We start from the raw sequence: 17,321 nt of genomic DNA, 5'->3' as shown, positions 1-17,321 counted from the left end.
GCGCCCATCGCGGAGGGCAACGGGTTCCCGACCGCCGAACCGCAAGAGCGCGCGGCGTGAGCGATCGTATCGCCAAGATCGGCGGATCGGTGGGCGCGTTTGCGGCGGAGGAATGGGATGCGCTCGCGGGCGGCAATCCCTTCGTCAGCCACGCTTTCCTCACCGCGCTGGAAGATTCGGGCAGCGTCGGGCCGGGCACAGGCTGGCAGAGCGCACCGATCGTGATCGAGAGTGAAGATGGCGGTCTGCTGGCCGCGCTGCCCGCCTATCTCAAGGGCCACAGCCAGGGCGAATACGTGTTCGACCACGCCTGGGCTGATGCGTATCAGCGGGCGGGCGGCGACTACTATCCCAAGCTCCAGATCGCCGCGCCTTTCACGCCAGCCACGGGGCCGCGCCTGCTCCTGTCGGACGACAGCCTTGCGCGCCCGCTTCTCGCCGCAGCGGAGCAGGTGTGCGCGCAGAACCATTTCAGCTCGGCACATGCGACCTTTATCGAGCCCGGGCAGGTGCCCCTGTTCGAAGCGGCGGGATGGATGACGCGGCGCGACATCCAGTATCACTGGCACAATCGCGGATACGCGGATTTCGACGGATTCCTGGACGAGCTCGCCTCGCGCAAGCGCCGTGCGCTCAGGAAGGAACGCGCCGCCGCCCAAAGCGAAGTGCGGATCGAGCGATTGCGCGGCGATGCCATTCGTCCCGAACACTGGGACGCGTTCTGGATCTTCTATCAAGACACCGGCGCGCGCAAATGGGGCAGCCCCTATCTGACTCGCGCGGCCTTCGACCTGTTTCAGGAAAGAATGGGCGAGGCGCTTTTGCTGGTGCTCGCCTTCGACGGCGACGAGCCGATCGCGGGCGCGCTCAATTTCATCGGACCCGCCAAGGATGGGGGCGCGCTTTACGGGCGCTATTGGGGCTGCACGCGCGATGTGCGCTTCCTGCATTTCGAACTGTGCTATTATCAGGCGATCGACGCGGCGATCGAATTGGGCCTGGCCCGCGTCGAAGCAGGTGCGCAGGGCGGCCACAAGCTGGCGCGCGGGTACGAACCGGTCGAAACGATCTCCGCGCACTGGATCGCCGATCCCGGCTTTTCGGCGGCGGTGGAGGATTTCCTCGAACGCGAACGCCAGGGCGTCGCCATCGAGAAACTGCATCTGCAAGAGCTGACGCCCTTCAAAAAAGGCTAGGGCCGAGGCCCCAAACGCTCAGGCGGCGCGGCGTTCGATCGCAAGCCATTCGCGCGCGCGGCGCTGGGCTTCGGCGATTTCGCGCGCGGTCATCTCTTCGGAGATATCGGCCCGGCACATCGTGGCGGCTTCGTGTCCGCGCGATGCGGCGATGTTGAACCATTTATGCGCCTCGACGAGATCGCAGGTCACACCGTGGCTGCCGGTCGAAAAGGCGACGCCGAGATCGTAGATGGCATCGAGGCTGCCGCTCGAAAACGCGGCGAGGCATTCGGCCACCAGCGCATCCGCCTGCGGGCCTTGGAGAACGGTAGCATTGCCGCCGTCGATCGAAGTGAAGTGCATGGCTCTTCCCCTGTTCGTGCCGGTAACCCCATTACCGGTCATTCCGGTTCTGTCCGAACATGGTCAACAAACAGTTAACGCCAATTCGATTATTCCATGGGAAAGCCGGGGAAGCGCCCGAATTGGCAGGGATTGCCGCTTGTGCCGCATCGGGCCGCGCCCTATAGGCCGCGCCCGACGGACCTCGCTTTCGGGGGGCCGGGGCCGGGAGCCGGAGAGGGCTTGCGGAATGGGCCGGGTTTCGCGGATGGTGGTGGTCCGCCCGTCAGGGTAGGATAGAGGTGCCGATGGTCGCCACGTTAGCTGTGGATCAGGAAAAACTGGCCCGGATCAAACGGTCCGTGGGCGAAGATTACGTCCCGAGCGACGATGAGGAATATATGGACGAGCGGCAGCTCGACTATTTCCGCATGCTGTTGCTCGAATGGAAGAAATCCATCCACGACGCCGCCGAAGGCACGCTGCAGAATTTGCAGGACGGGCCGCTGCGTGAACCCGATCTCAACGATCGCGCCTCCAGCGAAACCGATTGGGGCATCGAATTGCGCACACGCGACCGGCAGCGCAAGCTGATCGCCAAGATCGATAGCGCCCTGCGCCGGATCGATGCGGGCGAATACGGCTATTGCGAGAAGACCGGCGATCCGATCGGCCTCAGGCGGCTGATCGCCCGCCCGGTGGCCACCATGACCGTGGAAGCGCAGGAAGCGCACGAACGGCGCGAAAAGATCTCGCGCGACGACTGAGCAACCGCGTAAAAATTCTGTGGCTTACCTTTTGTTGAGAGTTGGGCCCTAGAACCGGCGCGAAGCGTAAAAAGGAAGAGCCCCGACGATGTCTGCAGTCGACACCAGGAATGTCAGCCGGGACAGCCTGTTTCTGATGGCCGACATCCAGATCGAGGGACGCAGCGATGCGGTGCGCGCCAAGGTGCGCAATCTTTCGGCTGGCGGCATGATGGCCGATGGCGATTTCTCGGTCGAACGCGGCACGCGGCTGGTGGTCGATCTTCGCCATGTCGGCCATGTTTCGGGCACCGTCGCCTGGGTGCAGGACAGCCGGATCGGCATCGCCTTCGATAAGGAAATCGATCCCAAACAGGTGCGCGCGCGCGTCGGGGTGAGCGAATCGATCGTTCCCACCCATATCCGAACCGCGCCCGCCTTCACCGATCCGCAGAGCGGAAAACGTCGCTTGTGAAGCGAACGGGGGTCCTTGAAAGGGGTCTCCGGCGGCTTCTTCTTCCGGCGATAACGCGACGGTGCTAGCAGGGCAGGCCCATCATGCTGCTTTGCTCCCATTCTTTTCCTTTCGGCCCAGTCGCCCGTCGCGCCGTTTTCGCGATAGCCGCGAGCCTCTCGCTCGCCGCCTGCAATTCGGCGACCGATGACGGCGTGATCGATGTCGCGATCGTCGGCTCGGACGAGGCGATGCGCGCGCCGGGGCTTCGCCTGTCCTTCGCTGCCCAGCATCTGCGCGCCGCCACCGCCCAGGGGCTGGTGCGGCTGGATGCGAACGGACTGGTGGTGCCGGGTATCGCCGAACGCTGGATCGTCACCGATGACGGGGCGAGCTATATCTTCCGCATTCGCGAATTCGATCTGCCGGGCGGCGGGCGTCTGACGGCGCAGGCGGTGCGCGATTCGCTCCGGCGGACCATGACCCGGCTCGATGGAACCTCGCTCGGCCTCGATTTGGAGCGAGTGCGCGATATTCGCGCGATGACCGGGCGCGTCGTCGAAATCCGGCTCGACGGCCCGATGCCCGAACTGCTGCAATTGCTGGCCCAGCCCGAACTCGGCCTCGCCGTGGGCGATGCGCCGCTCGGCCCGATGCAAGCGGCAGTTGCAGATGCGGACGAAGCGGCGGAACCGCTGGAGGGGATCTATCTCGAAGCCATGCCGCCAGAACTTCGCGGCCTGCCGAGCCAGCCGGAATGGGACGAAGGCGTGCGCCCCGTCCGTCTCGTCGCCACCGATGCGCGCGATGCGGTCGCCGGTTTCTCGCGTGGGCTTTACGACGTGGTGCTGGGCGGGACGATCGTCGATTTCCCGCTCGCCGAGGTTGGGCCCCTGTCGCGCGGCGCCATCCGGCTGGACGCGGCGGCCGGCCTGTTCGGACTCGATATCCGCTCGCGCGAGGGTTTCCTTAGCGAAGCGAGCAATCGCGACGCTCTCATCATGGCGATCGACCGGCCGAGCCTGATCGCGGCCTTCAATGTCGGCGGCTGGACGCCAAGCGAGCGGATCGTTCCGCCTGCCCTTCCGTCCGAAACCGGGGCCGCCGCTACCGATGCCGCCGGAACGCCCGCCTGGAGCGCGCTTGATCTGGGCGAGCGCCGCGCCGAGGCTGCGTCGCGCGTCGCGGACTATCGATCCGCCACGGCGGGCGCGCCGATTTCGCTTCGCATCGGCATGCCCAAAGGCCCCGGTGCGGATATACTGTTCAGGGCACTCCAATCGCAGTTTGCCGAGATCGGTATTGCCACGGTGCGTGTGGCGATGGACGAGCAGCCCGACCTCGCGCTTCGCGAACGCATCGCGCGCTATAGCGGTGCGCAGTGGTTCCTCAACCAGTTCGATTGCGCGGTCAGCCGGGCGGTCTGTTCCGAAGACGTCGATTTCCTGCTCGATCTGGCGCGCGATTCGTCGACGCCCGAGGAGCAGGCGAGCTACCTTGCCGAAGCCGAAGCGGCGCTGGTCGCGCTTTCGGTCTATATCCCGTTCGGCCCGCCGATCCGCTGGTCGATGGTGCGCGGCGACGTGACAGGCTTTGCCGAAAACCCGTGGGGCCTCCATCCCTTGTTCCCGCTCTCGGGCGCTCCCATCTAGGGACGGTATGACCAGCGACGACAAACCTCTCGACGGTTCGACGCCCAAGCGTCCGGTTCCCTATCGGCCCGATCCCTCCGAAACGCCGCCGGGTGCGGAGCGCCTGCGGCCTCTGGGGATCGACCTGCCGACAGGTAACGATCCGATCTCGATCCGCCGCCGGGTCGAGGCGCTGGAACTCATTCTCGAGCGCAGCTTCCGCATTCCGGGGACGAATTATCCGGTCGGGCTCGATGCAATCATCGGGCTGGTGCCAGTGGTCGGCGATCTGATCGCCGCGGCTATGGCCTCCTACATCGTGTGGGAAGGCAAGAATCTCGGCATGCCCAAATGGAAGCTGTGGCGCATGGGCGGCAATATCGCCATCGATACCGCGATCGGCGCGATCCCGCTGGTGGGCGATGCGTTCGACCTCGCCTTCCGCTCGAACACGAAAAACCTCCGGATCATCCGCAAGCATCTCGACAAGCATCACCCGGCGGCGCGCACTCTCGACCGTTAGGGCGGCGCCCGCTAGGGCTCGGGAGCATGGCGCAAGACGTAACATACTCCTCCTATCTCGATCTCGACCGCATCCTCGCGGCGCAGCACCCGGTATCGGGCGCGCATGACGAGATGCTGTTTATCATCGTTCACCAGGCCAGCGAATTGTGGCTGAAGCTATGCCTGCACGAATTGCACGAAGCGCGCGAATGCGTGATCGCGGACGATCTGCGCCCGGCCTTCAAGATGCTGGCCCGCGTAGCCCGCGCGCAGGGGCAATTGATCCAGAGCTGGGACGTGCTGAGCACCATGACCCCGCACGATTATTCGACCGTCCGCCCGCATCTGGGCGGATCGAGCGGGTTTCAGAGCGCGCAGTACCGGATGATGGAATTCCTCCTCGGCGGGCGCAATCCGGACATGGTGACGATGCACGAGGCAGTGCCGCAAGTGGCCGAAAGCCTGCGTGCAGAGCTGGGCCGACCGAGCATCTATGCCGAAGTCGTGGCCTTGCTGGCCCGGCGCGGCTTCGCCATTCCCGATAGCGTGCTGGCCCGCGATCACACCGACAGCTGGGACCATAGCGAGGCGGTCGAAGCGGCCTGGGCCGCGATCTATCGCAATCCGCAGGATTTCTGGGATCTCTACGAACTCGCCGAAAAGCTGGTCGATCTCGAATATCATTTCCAGCGCTGGCGCTTCGGCCATCTGAAGACCGTGGAGCGCATCATCGGCTTCAAGAAGGGCACCGGGGGAACGCCCGGCGTGCCCTATCTGGCGGGCGTATTGAAGCAGGCCTTCTTCCCCGAACTGCTCAGTGTGAGGACCGCGATATGAGCGAACGGCGCATCTGGGACATCTCGCAGACATTGCGGCCCGATCTGCCGGTCTGGCCGGGCGATACGGCGTTTTCGTTGGAGCGGACCTGGAAGATGGAGGACGGCTCGCCCGTCAATGTCGCTCGCATGACGTTGAGCACGCATTCGGGCACGCATGCCGACGCGCCGCTGCATTATGCGGCGGATGGGCTGGACGCAGGCGATATGGATCTGTCGCCCTATCTGGGCGAATGTCTCGTGATCGATGCGCGCGGCGTTTCGAACGAGATCGACATCGGCGATCTGCCGCATATCGACAGCGCGGATCGCGTGCTGTTCCGCACCTGGGATGCATTCCCGCATGATCAATGGCGCAGCGACTGGCTGCCGATCGCGCCGGAGACGGTGGAATGGCTCGCGCTTCAGGGCGTCCGCCTGATCGGCACCGATGCGCCCAGCGTCGATCCGCAGGACAGCAAGACCATGGCCGCGCATCTCGCGGTGCTGGACCACGATCTGCGTATCCTCGAAGGGCTCGTTCTGGATGACGTGCCGGAGGGGCGCTACGAACTGATTGCCCTGCCGCTGAAAGTCGCAGGTGGGGATGCCGGCCTGTGCCGCGCCATTCTGAGAGGTCTGGCCTGATGTTCGACCGCGCAAGAGAGCTCGACGCCGCCGATCCGCTGGCGAGCTATCGCGACCGCTTCGTCCTGCCCGAAGACACGATCTATCTCGACGGCAATTCGCTAGGCTGCCTGCCGAAGGACACGCCTGCGCGCATCGCCGAAGTGGTCGCGCATGAATGGGGCCGCGATCTCATCGGCAGCTGGAACACCGCCGACTGGATCGTGATGCCGCAACGCATCGGCGGCAAGATCGCGCCCTTGATCGGGGCCGCGCCGCACGAGGTGATCGCCTGCGATACGGTCAGCGTGAACCTGTTCAAGCTGATCGCGGCGGCGCTGAAGATGCAGCCCGGCCGCAAGGTTGTGCTGAGCGAGCCGGGCAATTTCCCGACCGACCTCTACATGATCGAAGGCCTCGAACGGCAGGGCCTCGCCCAACGCCGCCTGGCCGAACGCGACCGGGTGGCAGAAGCGCTCGACGGGGATGTCGCTTTGCTGCTTCTGACCCACACCCATTACAAGACCGGCGAGGTTTTCGACATGGCCGCGCTTACGGAAGCCGCGCACGCGGCGGGCGCGCTTGTGCTGTGGGATCTGTCGCATTCTGTCGGCGCGATGCCGGTCGATCTCGATGGGTGCGGGGCGGATTTCGCGGTCGGCTGCGGGTACAAATATCTGAACGGCGGCCCCGGCGCGCCTGCCTTCGCTTATGTCGCTCAGCGTCATCACGATGCGCTGGCCCAGCCGCTGACGGGCTGGATGGGCCATGCCAAACCCTTCGAATTTCTGGACGATTATACGCCCGCCCCCGGCACCGATCGCCTGTTATGCGGCACGCCGCCGATCCTGGGACTGTCGGCCCTCGAAGTCGGTGTCGACCTGATCGCCGAGATCGGGGTCGGACGGCTTCATGAAAAATCGCAGGCGCTTTCCGAATTCTTCCGCGAATGTCTTGCGGATCGGGGAATCGACCTTGAGCTGGTAAGCCCCGACGATCCGAAGCGGCGCGGCAGCCATCTGAGCTTTGCCCATGAAAACGCCTACGCGCTCAGCCAAGCCCTGATCGCGCGCGGCGTGATCGGGGATTTCCGCGATCCGGACATTCTGCGGCTCGGTTTCGCGCCGGCCTATCTCCGGTTCGAGGACATGGCCGAAGCGGCGCGGCATCTGGCCGAAGTGCTGGAGACCGGCGAATGGAAGCGCGCCGAATTCAGCGAACGATCCGCCGTGACCTGACGAATCTGGTAGAGGTTCGAAAGGGTGCGCGCCATCGCTTCACCGCAAGCCATGCTTTTCCCGTTTGACTAAGTATCTTAATTTCGCCACATTTACGGCATCCGTCAGTATCGACAGGATTAAAGGGGAATTTTCATGAAGTTCAACAAAATCGCTCTCGTCGCTTCGGCTTTCGCGTTCGCGGCTCTCGGCGGTTGCGCCGAAAGCGAGCAGGAAGCTCAGGAAGACCTGGTCGAGCAGCAGTACGAAGCCGGTGAAGACGTGCTCGAAGAGCAGGCCGACCTCGCCGAAGCTCAGGGCAACGAAGCGCAGGAAGAAGCTCTCGACGCGCAGGCCGACGCCATGGGCGAAATGGGCGACCAGGCGGAAGACGCCGTGGAAGCCGGTGCGGACACCACCGCGCAGTAAGCCTTGCGTCCTGCCGATCCGGCAGGTCGAAGCATTCGGGCGGCGTCGGTCTTGGGACCGGCGCCGCCTTTGTTTTTTGGCGATATGAGCAAGCGACAAGCCCTCCCGCCCGCTATTCTTCCAGTTCGATGTCCCAATAGAGCCAGTCCCGCCAGGTCTCGTGGAGATAGTTCGGAGGGAAGGCCTTGCCGTGCTGCTGCAATTGCCAGTGGGTCGGCCGGATGGGTTCGGCGTAAAGCTGCATGCCCGCCTGTTTCGGCGTGCGCCCGCCCTTCTTCATGTTGCAGGGCGCGCAGGCGGTGGCGATATTTTCCCAGCTCGTCTTGCCGCCAAGCCGCCGGGGCAGGACATGGTCGAAGGTGAGGTTCGCCTGGCTGCCGCAGAACTGGCACGCGAAGCGATCGCGCAGGAACAGGTTGAAGCGCGTAAAGGCGGGAAATTCGGACGGCTTCACATATTGCTTGAGCGCGATCACGCTCGGGATCTTCATGTCGAGATTGGGCGAATGGACCTCGCGCTCGTAACTCGCGATCACGTCCACCCGGTCGAGGAAGATCGCCTTGATCGCAGTCTGCCACGGCCACAGGCTGAGCGGGTAGTAGGATAAAGGCGTGTAATCTGCATTCAGCACCAGGCTGGGGCAGGATTGCAGGTTCCGCGTCGGATCGTCTCCGGCGCTGCGGAACCGTGCCGCCCGTTCGAGCAGCTCGCTCTTAAACATGGGTACCTGACACGATCACGCGCTCCTCCCCGATGCGTTGGAGAATGCACTCGCAGGAAAAAGCGTCAAGCCTGTTACGGACAGCCTATCCACAGACTTGTCCCATCCTCGTTGCGATGGCGTCCCTCCGCGTCAGCGTATAAAGTGCCGCCATGCCGGTCACGCGCTTCGCCCCCAGTCCCAACGGGCCGCTTCATCTCGGCCATGCCTTTTCGGCGATCACCGCGCGGGATCTGGCGGGCGAGGGCGGTCGGTTCCTGCTGCGGATCGAGGATATCGACGGCGCCCGCTCGCGCTCCGAATTGGCCGACGCCTTCCGGGCCGATCTCGACTGGCTGGGCCTGACTTGGGAGGAGGTCGCGCCGCAATCCGCGCGGCTCGCACATTACGAGGCGGCGGCGGCGCATTTGCGCGATTCGGGCCTGCTCTACCCCTGTTCGTGCACGCGCGCCGAAATCGCGGCGGACGCGCCGGGCAAAAGCGCGATGGGGGCGATCTATGGCGGGCGCTGCCGCAGGCACGGACCGGTGCCGGGGCGCCCGGTTTCCTGGCGGCTGGACGTGACTGCGGCGCTCGCACGCACCGGTCCTCTGTCATGGTTCGATGCGCGCGCGGGCGCGGTTCCGGCGCAGCCGGAAATGGTGGGCGATGTCGTCCTCGTCAGGAAGGACGAACCCGCCAGCTACCATCTCGCCGCCACGCTGGACGATGCGGCGGACGGGATTACGCTGGTCACGCGCGGCACGGACCTTTTCGAAGCGACGCATATCCACCGCCTGCTCCAGGCCCTGCTCGACCTGCCGGTCCCGCGCTGGGACCATCATCGGCTGCTGCTCGACGAAAGCGGCCAAAAGCTTGCAAAACGGCGCGGTTCGCCTTCGCTGGCGGACCGGCGCGCGGCGGGCGAGAATGGACTGTTGCTTGCCGAGCAACTGCGCTTGCACCGATTTCCGGCTGGAATTTCGCTCGGCAATCCCTAGATTTGGAGCATCATGACAACATTCCTCGTCCTCGTTCTCGTCGTCCTCATGGGACTGACCCTGTTCTCGCTGATCCGCGGAGTGGTGGCGTTCCTGAAAACCACCAAGATCGATCTGGAGACCGGGCAGGGCGAAACGGCGACCGATATGCAGTTGCTGCAGAACAAGATGATGTTCAACCGCATCAAGTATCAGGCGCTCGCAGTCGTGGTGGTCGCGATCCTGCTCGCAGCCACGCGCTGATCGCACGCTCCAACCGATGGTAAAACTGAACAAGATCTACACCCGTACCGGTGACGACGGCACCACGGGCCTCGTCGACGGATCGCGCGCACCCAAGCACAGCGCGCGCATGGTCGCAGTCGGCGATGTGGACGAGGCGAACAGCGCCATCGGCCTTGCTGCTGCCGCGCTTGGCGAGACGGATCGGGCCGACGCTCTCTTTCGCATCCAGAACGACCTGTTCGATCTCGGAGCCGATCTCGCGACGCCTGCCGGTGAAGGCGAGGATTTCGAGCCATCCGACATGGTGCTGCGCGTGGTTGCGGGCCAAGTCGCATGGCTCGAACAGGCCATCGACGCGGCGACCGCGCAGCTCGAGCCGCTGACCAGTTTCGTCCTTCCGGGCGGCAGCGAGAGCGCCGCACGCCTCCATCTGGCGCGCGCAATCGTGCGCCGGGCCGAACGGTCGGTGGTCGCGCTTTCGAAAGAGGACGCGGTCAATCCCCAGGCGCTCGCCTATATCAACCGCCTCTCGGACTATCTCTTCGTCGCCGCGCGCCTTGCCAATGAGCAGGGCCGGGCAGACGTCAAATGGGTGCCGGGCGCCAACCGCTAGGCGCCGCTGGCAAATCCTTTCGTCCTTCGCTAGTGCAGCGCGATTGTTGCAGTTGCGAGGATAAAGCAGTCATGATCGATACAGTCGCCGTTATCGGTGCGGGCCAGATGGGTTCGGGCATCGCCCAGACCGTGGCCGCGCATGGCATGAAGGTGCTCCTCGCCGATATCGACCTCGCCACGGCGGAAAAGGCGCGCGGCGGCATCGACAAGGCGCTCGGCAGGCTGGTCGGCAAGGGCAAGCTCGAAATCGCGGACGCGGAAGCGACGCTCGCCCGGATCGAGGCGGTGGCGGATTACGCGCCGATGGAGCAGGCCGATCTGATCATCGAAGCCGCGACCGAGAAGGAAGCGGTCAAGAAGGCGATCTTCGAAAAGGCTGGCGAGCGGCTGGCGGCGGACGCGATCATGGCGTCGAACACCAGCTCCATCCCGATTACCCGTATGGCGAATTACGCGCCCGATCCGGCTCGGTTCATCGGCCTGCACTTCTTCAACCCGGTGCCGGTGATGCAGCTGATCGAGGTCATTCCGGGGCTGGCGACGAACGAGACCGTCACCGAACGGACCTGCGCCTTCGCTCGCGCGCTGGGCAAGGAAGTGGTGCTGAGCCAGGACGAGCCCGGTTTCGTCGTCAATCGCATTCTCTTGCCGATGATAAACGAGGCGGTGTTCGTATTGGGCCAGTCCACGGCGGGGATCGCGGATATCGACAAGGGCTGCCGCCTCGGCCTGAACCATCCGATGGGTCCGCTGCAACTGGCCGATTTCGTCGGGCTCGACACCTGTCTCGACATCATCCGCGTACTTCACGAAACGACGGGCGACACCAAGTACCGGCCCGCGCCGCTGCTGGTGAAATATGTCGAAGCCGGCTGGCTCGGCCGCAAGACCGGGCGCGGCTTCTACGATTATTCGGGCGAGGAACCCGTTCCGACGCGGTGATTGGTCATCGGTGCGGGAACGCGCGAGTGCGCCCGCTCGTTCAGACGGAAAGGAGAATTTCCGCGATGAGCGATACGAAGAACAGCAATCCCGACAATCCGCTGAAGGTCGATGGCGTCGGCGAAAGCCAGGAAGCGCGCCAGGCCGATCTCGCGCCCGAAACGCATAATGACGAGCAGGACGATCACCGCGCACAGGCGCAGGAGATCGCGCAGGACGCACAGGAGCTGACGCCGAAGACCGGCAGCCCGACCGAAAGCGTGAAGAGCGACAATTCTTCGGGCCTCATGGGCGATTCGACGCAGGATACCGTCGATCACATGCGCGACATGGAAAGCTCGGGCCGGGTCGATATGGACGCGTATAAAGGCGAGCCCAATCACGACGACAATGTCGACAAATATGGCAAGGACAAGAAGCTCGACGGCCTGCGCGGCGACGGGACTTGATCCTCTAGCCTAGTTGTTCGGCTCTGTGGGCCTTGCGTCCTTGGGGTCGAGCGTGCGCGGGGGTATGCGCTCGTTCGTCTGATTGAAGCCGGACGGGTCAAGCCCCATTGACGCAGGCGGCGTGAAAACGGGCCCCGGCGCTTGAAAGGCGGGCGCTTCGATCCGCCGTTCGAGCCCATCCGACCGCGTGGGCAAGCTTGCTGCGGGTGGCGGAGGTGGTTCGGGGCTGTACCATGCGGGCTTGGGCATCGTGCCGCTGGCCTTCTGGGCCTCGGCCTGTTCCTGCACCTTGCTGAGGACGCCGGGCGAATCCTCTTCGCCGACCATGACCACGACGAGGGCCAGGATCGCTCCGATCCCGGCGAGCGCCTTTCCGTGCGTTTGCAGAATGCCGTCCATAGTGACCCGACACTATCGGCGAGCCCTTACGATTCGGTATCCGCCGCCGCTTCGGCTTTGAGCGCGTACAACGTGTCGAGAGCCTCACGCGGGGCGAGCGCATCCAGATCCAGTTCGAGGAGCCTGTCCCGCAGCGTGTCGCGCCGGGGTTCGGGCTCTTCGGCCATGGCGGCGAACAGCGGCAGATCGCCGAGCCCCGCTGCCAGGCCGCCGGTCTTCTCGCGCGCCTTTTCCAGCCGGTCGAGCACCGATTTCGCGCGCTTCAGGACCGGCGGCGGCACGCCCGCCAGACGCGCCACGGCGATACCGTAGCTGCGATCGGCCGGTCCGCGCGCAAGTTCGTGCAGCAGGACGAGATCGCCCTTCCACTCGCGCGCGCGCACATGATGCAGGCTCAACGCATCGCAGTTTTCGGCAAGGCGCGACAATTCGTGATAATGCGTCGCGAACAGGCAGCGGCATTTGAGCGTCTCGTGCACCGCCTCCACCACTGCCCAGGCCAGCGCCATCCCGTCATAGGTCGATGTGCCGCGCCCGACCTCGTCGAGGATGACGAAGCTGCGATCCGTCGCCTGGGCGAGGATGGCGGCGGTTTCGACCATCTCGACCATGAAGGTCGAGCGCCCGCGTGCGAGATTGTCCGACGCGCCTACGCGGCTGAACAGCCGATCCGCAATGCCGATCCGGGCCGCTTCGGCCGGAACGAAGCTGCCCGCCTGCGCCAGCAGGAGGATCAGCGCATTCTGCCGCAGGAACGTCGACTTACCGCCCATGTTCGGCCCGCCGATCAGCCACAGGCGATCGTCGGGGCCGAGCGTGCAATCATTGGCGACGAAGCGGTCGCCGCTCTTCGCCAGCGCTTCCTCCACCACCGGATGGCGGCCTCCTGTTATGTCGAGGCAACGTTCGTCGAGGATTTCGGGCCGCGCCCAGCCGCCTTCCGCCGCGCGCTCTGCCAATGCCGCGCTGACATCCACGCGGGCGAGAGCCGCTGCCGTCGCCGCGATGGCCTCGCGCGCCGCTACGACCTCTTCGACCAGCGTTTCGAAATGCGCGTCTTCGGCGGCGAGAGCGTGCGCGCCTGCCTCGGCAATGCGGGTCGCCTCTTCGTGGAGGCCCAGCGAATTGAACCGCACCGCGCCCGCCATGGTCTGGCGGTGGGTGAAGCCGCTATCCGCTGCCATCAATTTGTCGCCGTGCTTGGCGGGAACCTCGATGAAATAGCCCAGCACCTTGTTGTGCTTGATCTTGAGCGTGGGCGTCCCGGTCTCGTCGCGATATTTCGCTTCGAGCGCAGCGATGGCGCGGCGCGCATTGCCGCTCGTGTCGCGCAGGGCGTCGAGCGCATGGTCGTACCCGCTGGCGATAAAGCCGCCCTGGCCGCGCTCGGTCGGCGGGGAGGGGACGAGCGCGCGGTCGAGATGGTCGGTCAGCGCGCCGTGGCCGCCGAGCCGCCCGGCCTGGTCCGCCAGCAGGGCGGGCAGATCGGCGCTACTTCTCAACAGGTCGCGCACGCGCCGTGCCTCCGCCAGCCCGTCGCGGATCTGACCGAGATCGCGAGGGCTCCCGCGCCCCGCCACCAGCCGTCCGAGCGCGCGCCCGATATCGGGCGCCCCGCGCAGGAGCGCGCGCAGATCGGCGCGCAGAAGGGGATCGTCGTGCAGATGCCGCACCGCGAGCAGGCGCGCTTCGATCGCGGTCCGCTCGGCAAGCGGGGCGGACAAATCTTCGGCCAATTGGCGCGATCCCGCCCCGGTCGAACATCGATCGACGCAGGCGAGCAGGCTTCCCGCGCGCGTGCCGTTCTGCGCTTCGAGGATTTCGAGGCTGGTCCGCGTCGCCGCATCCATCGCCAGTTGCGCCGTGCCCGAGCGCGCGACGGGGGGGAGCAGCAGCGGGAGATTGCCGCGCCCGGCATGGTCGAGATAGGCGATCAGTCCGGCGGCGGCGGCCAGCATGGGGCGCGAAAAATCGCCCATACCATCCAGTGTGGCGACCCCGTGCAGCGCTTTCAGCCGCGCCTCGCCATCCTCGCTGCGGAACTCTGTCCGGTCGCGCCGGGTCGCATCGGAAGCCGCCCCCTCCCAGTCTTCGGGCACCACAACCTCACGCGCGCCCAGCCGCGCCAGAGCGGCGTCGACCGCATCCGGCGCGCAGTCTTCCAGCACCATGCGCCCGGTCGAAATATCGCAGGCCGCGATACCCACCGCCTCGCGCAGGGGTGCCAGCGCCACCAGCACATTGGCGCTGCGCGGATCGAGCAGCGCTTCCTCGGTCAGCGTGCCCGCCGTCACGAAACGGACGATATCGCGCGCCACCAGCGCCTTCGAACTGGGCGTTCCTTCGCGTTTCGCCCGTGCCTTGGCCTCGTCCGGCGTTTCGACCTGCTCGGCGATCGCTACCCGCTCGCCCGCCTTGATCAGCCGCGCCAGATGCCCTTCCGCAGCGTGGACCGGCACGCCGCACATCGGCACGGGTTCGCCCCCGCTCTCGCCCCGGCTGGTCAGCGCGATGTCGAGGATGGCGGCGGCGCGCCGCGCATCGTCGAAGAACAGCTCGAAGAAATCGCCCATGCGATAGAAAAGCAGCGCGCCTTCGGCCTGACGCTTCAGCGCGTGATATTGCTGCATCATCGGAGTGTCGCCGCCGGCCATGCCCGCGCTCGTGCCAAGCCTTGGCCGATTCGGGAAGCGGTGCGGACACGCTTTCCCCGCGCTTTCCCCTAGTGCTTACCCGCTTGCGCGGTTAGGGCAGCGGAACATTTTCAGATTCAGGAGCCATCATGGCGGACGAAAAACAGGCCGGTTTCACCGCGCGCGAAGCGCTGTTCTATCACGAGACCATCCGGCCCGGTAAGATCGAAATCGTCGCGTCCAAGCCCATGGCGACGCAGCGCGATCTCAGCCTCGCCTATTCGCCCGGCGTCGCCGCCCCGGTGGAAGAAATCGCCAAGGATCCCGCCAACGCCGCGAAATATACCGCGCGCTCGAACCTCGTGGCGGTGATTTCGAACGGCACCGCCATTCTCGGCCTCGGCAATCTGGGCGCGCTCGCCTCGAAGCCGGTGATGGAAGGCAAGGCGGTCCTGTTCAAGCGCTTCGCCGACGTCGATTCGATCGATCTCGAACTCGACACCGAAGATCCCGACAAGTTCATCGAAGCGGTCGCGCTGATGGAGCCGAGCTTCGGCGGCATCAATCTGGAAGACATCGCCGCGCCCGAATGCTTCATCATCGAACAGGCCCTGCGCGAGCGGATGAACATCCCCGTCATGCATGACGACCAGCACGGCACCGCGATCATCGCGGCGGCCGGCCTCATCAATGCCTGCGAAGTGACCGGCCGCAAGCTGTCGGACTGCAAGATGGTGGTCAACGGCGCTGGTGCCTCCGCCCTGGCCTGCACGGCGCTGGTCAAGGCGATGGGAATGAAGCACGAAAACGTGATCGTGTGCGACCGTTCCGGCCCGATCTATCCGGGCCGCAAGGATGTCGACCAGTGGAAGAGCGCGCATGCGGTCGAAACCGAAGCGCGCAGTCTGGAAGAAGCGCTCGACGGCGCGGATATCTTTCTCGGCCTGTCGGCGGCCGGGGCTCTCAAGCCCGAATGGGTCGCCAAGATGGCGGACAAGCCGATCATTTTCGCGATGGCCAATCCCACGCCCGAAATCATGCCCGAAGAGGCCAAGGCCGTGCGTCCCGATGCGATCATTGCCACGGGCCGCTCGGACTATCCCAACCAGGTCAACAACGTGCTGGGCTTCCCCTTCATCTTCCGCGGCGCACTCGACGTGCGGGCGACCGCGATCAACGAAGAGATGAAGATCGCCGCCGCGCAGGCCATCGCCAAGCTGGCGCGCGAGCGCGTGCCCGAGGAAGTCGCCGCCGCCTATGGCGTTACGCACCAGTTCGGCACCGATTATATCATCCCCGCCCCGTTCGATCCGCGCCTGATCGAGGTGGTGTCGAGCGCGGTCGCCAAGGCGGCGATGGACAGTGGAGTGGCGCTGGACCGGATCGAGGACTGGGACGAATACCGGATGAGCCTCAAGGCCCGGCTCAATCCGACGACCGCGGCGCTCACCAATATCTACGAACTGGCGCGCAAGGAGCCGCGCCGGATGGTCTTCGCCGAAGCGGAAGAGGAAGTGGTGCTGCGCGCCGCGATCCAGTTCCGCGATTTCGGCTATGGCACGCCGATCTTGGTCGGCCGCACCGAAAAGGTGCGCGAGAAGCTGGTCGAACTGGCGGTGGACGATCCCGACGACTGGATCATCGAGAATTCCAAGCTGTCCGACAAGATCCCCGCCATGGTGGACTATCTCTACAAGCGGTTGCAGCGCCGCGGCTATACGGAGCGCGATGTCGGCCGCATGGTCAATCAGGAGCGCAACGTGTTCGCCGCGCTGCTGGTCGCGCTGGGCCATGGCGACGGGATGATTTCGGGTCTCACGCGCACTTTCGCCCAGACCGCGCGCGAGATCGGGCGGGTGCTCGATTCCAAGCCCGGCGCGATCCCCTTCGGCATCCATATGATGATCGGCAAGAACCACACCACCTTCATGGCCGACACCACGATCAATGAGCGTCCGACGGCGGAGGAGCTGGCCTATATCGCCCGCGAGACCGCGCAGGTCGCCAAGCGGATGGGGCACGAGCCGCGCGTCGCCTTCCTGTCCTATTCGACCTTCGGGAATCCGAGCGGCCAATGGCTGGAAAACATCCGCAACGCGGTCGCTCTGCTCGATGCGGAAAATCCCGGCTTCGAATATGAAGGCGAAATGGCGCCCGATGCCGCGCTCAATCCCAAGGTGATGGCGCTTTATCCGTTCAGCCGCCTGTCGGGCCCGGCGAATGTCCTCATCATGCCTGGGCTTCAGTCCGCCAATTTGAGCGCCAAGCTGCTGCGCGAACTGGGCGGGGATGCGACCATCGGGCCGATGATGATCGGCATGGAAAAGCCGGTCCAGATCGCCCCGATGACCGCGATCGCCCCCGATGTCCTGACGCTCGCCGTATTGGCGAGCGCCGGAGTGGTCGGCTGATGT

General features: G+C 65.2%; 19 protein-coding genes. 15 read left to right on the top strand and 4 right to left on the bottom strand.

Features of this window, described 5'->3' with window-relative positions; translation table 11 throughout:
- Window positions 1-56: 56 nt before the first annotated feature.
- A complete protein-coding gene (locus A3736_RS03650) occupies window positions 57-1,196 on the top strand; it encodes a GNAT family N-acetyltransferase (RefSeq protein ID WP_067679322.1) in 1,140 nt (379 codons plus the stop codon).
- Window positions 1,197-1,214: 18 nt separating this feature from the next.
- Here A3736_RS03650 and A3736_RS03645 read toward each other — a convergent pair whose 3' ends face one another.
- A complete protein-coding gene (locus A3736_RS03645) occupies window positions 1,215-1,541 on the bottom strand; it encodes a sel1 repeat family protein (RefSeq protein ID WP_067679320.1) in 327 nt (108 codons plus the stop codon).
- 287 nt (window positions 1,542-1,828) lie between these two features.
- On the opposite strand from A3736_RS03645, the gene dksA reads away from it, so the two are divergent.
- From dksA to A3736_RS03605, 8 genes are all read left to right on the top strand, one after another.
- On the top strand, window positions 1,829-2,287 hold the full coding sequence (gene dksA / locus A3736_RS03640) for an RNA polymerase-binding protein DksA (RefSeq protein ID WP_067679317.1): 459 nt from the start codon (window positions 1,829-1,831) through the stop codon (window positions 2,285-2,287).
- Window positions 2,288-2,375: 88 nt separating this feature from the next.
- On the top strand, window positions 2,376-2,741 hold the full coding sequence (locus tag A3736_RS03635; RefSeq protein WP_067679314.1) for a PilZ domain-containing protein: 366 nt from the start codon (window positions 2,376-2,378) through the stop codon (window positions 2,739-2,741).
- Between the two features lie 83 nt (window positions 2,742-2,824).
- On the top strand, window positions 2,825-4,372 hold the full coding sequence (locus A3736_RS03630; protein WP_067679311.1) for a hypothetical protein: 1,548 nt from the start codon (window positions 2,825-2,827) through the stop codon (window positions 4,370-4,372).
- Between the two features lie 7 nt (window positions 4,373-4,379).
- A complete protein-coding gene (locus A3736_RS03625) occupies window positions 4,380-4,874 on the top strand; it encodes a DUF4112 domain-containing protein (protein WP_082851285.1) in 495 nt (164 codons plus the stop codon).
- Between the two features lie 26 nt (window positions 4,875-4,900).
- Window positions 4,901-5,692: a tryptophan 2,3-dioxygenase gene (locus A3736_RS03620; protein WP_067679308.1), complete on the top strand. Its 792-nt coding sequence runs from the start codon at window positions 4,901-4,903 to the stop codon at window positions 5,690-5,692.
- The gene (kynB, locus tag A3736_RS03615; protein WP_067679305.1) at window positions 5,689-6,318 is read left to right on the top strand and encodes an arylformamidase; all 630 of its coding nucleotides are present in this window, start codon (window positions 5,689-5,691) and stop codon (window positions 6,316-6,318) included. The genes A3736_RS03620 and kynB overlap by 4 nt, the downstream gene beginning before the upstream one ends.
- Entirely contained in the window at window positions 6,318-7,535 is a 1,218-nt protein-coding gene (gene kynU / locus A3736_RS03610) for a kynureninase (RefSeq protein ID WP_067679302.1), read from the top strand. The genes kynB and kynU overlap by 1 nt, the downstream gene beginning before the upstream one ends.
- 135 nt (window positions 7,536-7,670) lie before the next feature.
- Window positions 7,671-7,943 (top strand): hypothetical protein, encoded by a 273-nt coding sequence (locus tag A3736_RS03605; protein WP_067679299.1) that lies wholly within the window; start codon window positions 7,671-7,673, stop codon window positions 7,941-7,943.
- A 112-nt stretch (window positions 7,944-8,055) separates the two neighbouring features.
- Here the strand turns inward: A3736_RS03605 and A3736_RS03600 are convergent, their stop codons facing one another.
- Window positions 8,056-8,664: an HNH endonuclease gene (locus tag A3736_RS03600; protein ID WP_067679296.1), complete on the bottom strand. Its 609-nt coding sequence runs from the start codon at window positions 8,662-8,664 to the stop codon at window positions 8,056-8,058.
- Window positions 8,665-8,816: 152 nt separating this feature from the next.
- On the opposite strand from A3736_RS03600, the gene gluQRS reads away from it, so the two are divergent.
- The 5 genes from gluQRS to A3736_RS03575 all read left to right on the top strand — a co-directional run bounded on the left by gluQRS (window position 8,817) and on the right by A3736_RS03575 (window position 11,875).
- Window positions 8,817-9,644 carry a tRNA glutamyl-Q(34) synthetase GluQRS gene (gluQRS, locus tag A3736_RS03595; RefSeq protein ID WP_067679292.1) on the top strand — a complete coding sequence of 276 codons (828 nt, stop codon included), beginning with the start codon at window positions 8,817-8,819 and terminating at the stop codon, window positions 9,642-9,644.
- A 12-nt stretch (window positions 9,645-9,656) separates the two neighbouring features.
- Entirely contained in the window at window positions 9,657-9,887 is a 231-nt protein-coding gene (locus A3736_RS03590; protein WP_067679289.1) for an HIG1 domain-containing protein, read from the top strand.
- A gap of 16 nt (window positions 9,888-9,903) precedes the next feature.
- Window positions 9,904-10,482, top strand: a complete 579-nt coding sequence (locus A3736_RS03585) for a cob(I)yrinic acid a,c-diamide adenosyltransferase (protein ID WP_067679286.1) — start codon at window positions 9,904-9,906, stop codon at window positions 10,480-10,482.
- 74 nt (window positions 10,483-10,556) lie between these two features.
- Window positions 10,557-11,426 carry a 3-hydroxyacyl-CoA dehydrogenase NAD-binding domain-containing protein gene (locus tag A3736_RS03580; RefSeq protein ID WP_156501946.1) on the top strand — a complete coding sequence of 290 codons (870 nt, stop codon included), beginning with the start codon at window positions 10,557-10,559 and terminating at the stop codon, window positions 11,424-11,426.
- A 65-nt stretch (window positions 11,427-11,491) separates the two neighbouring features.
- Window positions 11,492-11,875, top strand: a complete 384-nt coding sequence (locus A3736_RS03575; protein ID WP_082851284.1) for a hypothetical protein — start codon at window positions 11,492-11,494, stop codon at window positions 11,873-11,875.
- Between the two features lie 9 nt (window positions 11,876-11,884).
- Here the strand turns inward: A3736_RS03575 and A3736_RS03570 are convergent, their stop codons facing one another.
- Together A3736_RS03570 and mutS are read right to left on the bottom strand one after the other, a co-directional pair.
- Window positions 11,885-12,274: a hypothetical protein gene (locus tag A3736_RS03570; protein ID WP_067679280.1), complete on the bottom strand. Its 390-nt coding sequence runs from the start codon at window positions 12,272-12,274 to the stop codon at window positions 11,885-11,887.
- 26 nt (window positions 12,275-12,300) lie between these two features.
- Window positions 12,301-14,928 carry a DNA mismatch repair protein MutS gene (gene mutS / locus A3736_RS03565; RefSeq protein ID WP_067679278.1) on the bottom strand — a complete coding sequence of 876 codons (2,628 nt, stop codon included), beginning with the start codon at window positions 14,926-14,928 and terminating at the stop codon, window positions 12,301-12,303.
- Window positions 14,929-15,056: 128 nt separating this feature from the next.
- On the opposite strand from mutS, the gene A3736_RS03560 reads away from it, so the two are divergent.
- Window positions 15,057-17,318, top strand: a complete 2,262-nt coding sequence (locus A3736_RS03560) for an NADP-dependent malic enzyme (protein WP_067679275.1) — start codon at window positions 15,057-15,059, stop codon at window positions 17,316-17,318.
- The last annotated feature ends 3 nt before the right edge of the window (window positions 17,319-17,321 follow it).

This window comes from Erythrobacter sp. HI0063, from assembly GCF_001635685.1.
Taxonomy (GTDB): Bacteria; Pseudomonadota; Alphaproteobacteria; order Sphingomonadales; family Sphingomonadaceae; genus Qipengyuania.
The sequence above is the reverse complement of the archived record's forward strand: the minus strand, read 5'-3'. Positions and strand labels throughout refer to the sequence as shown.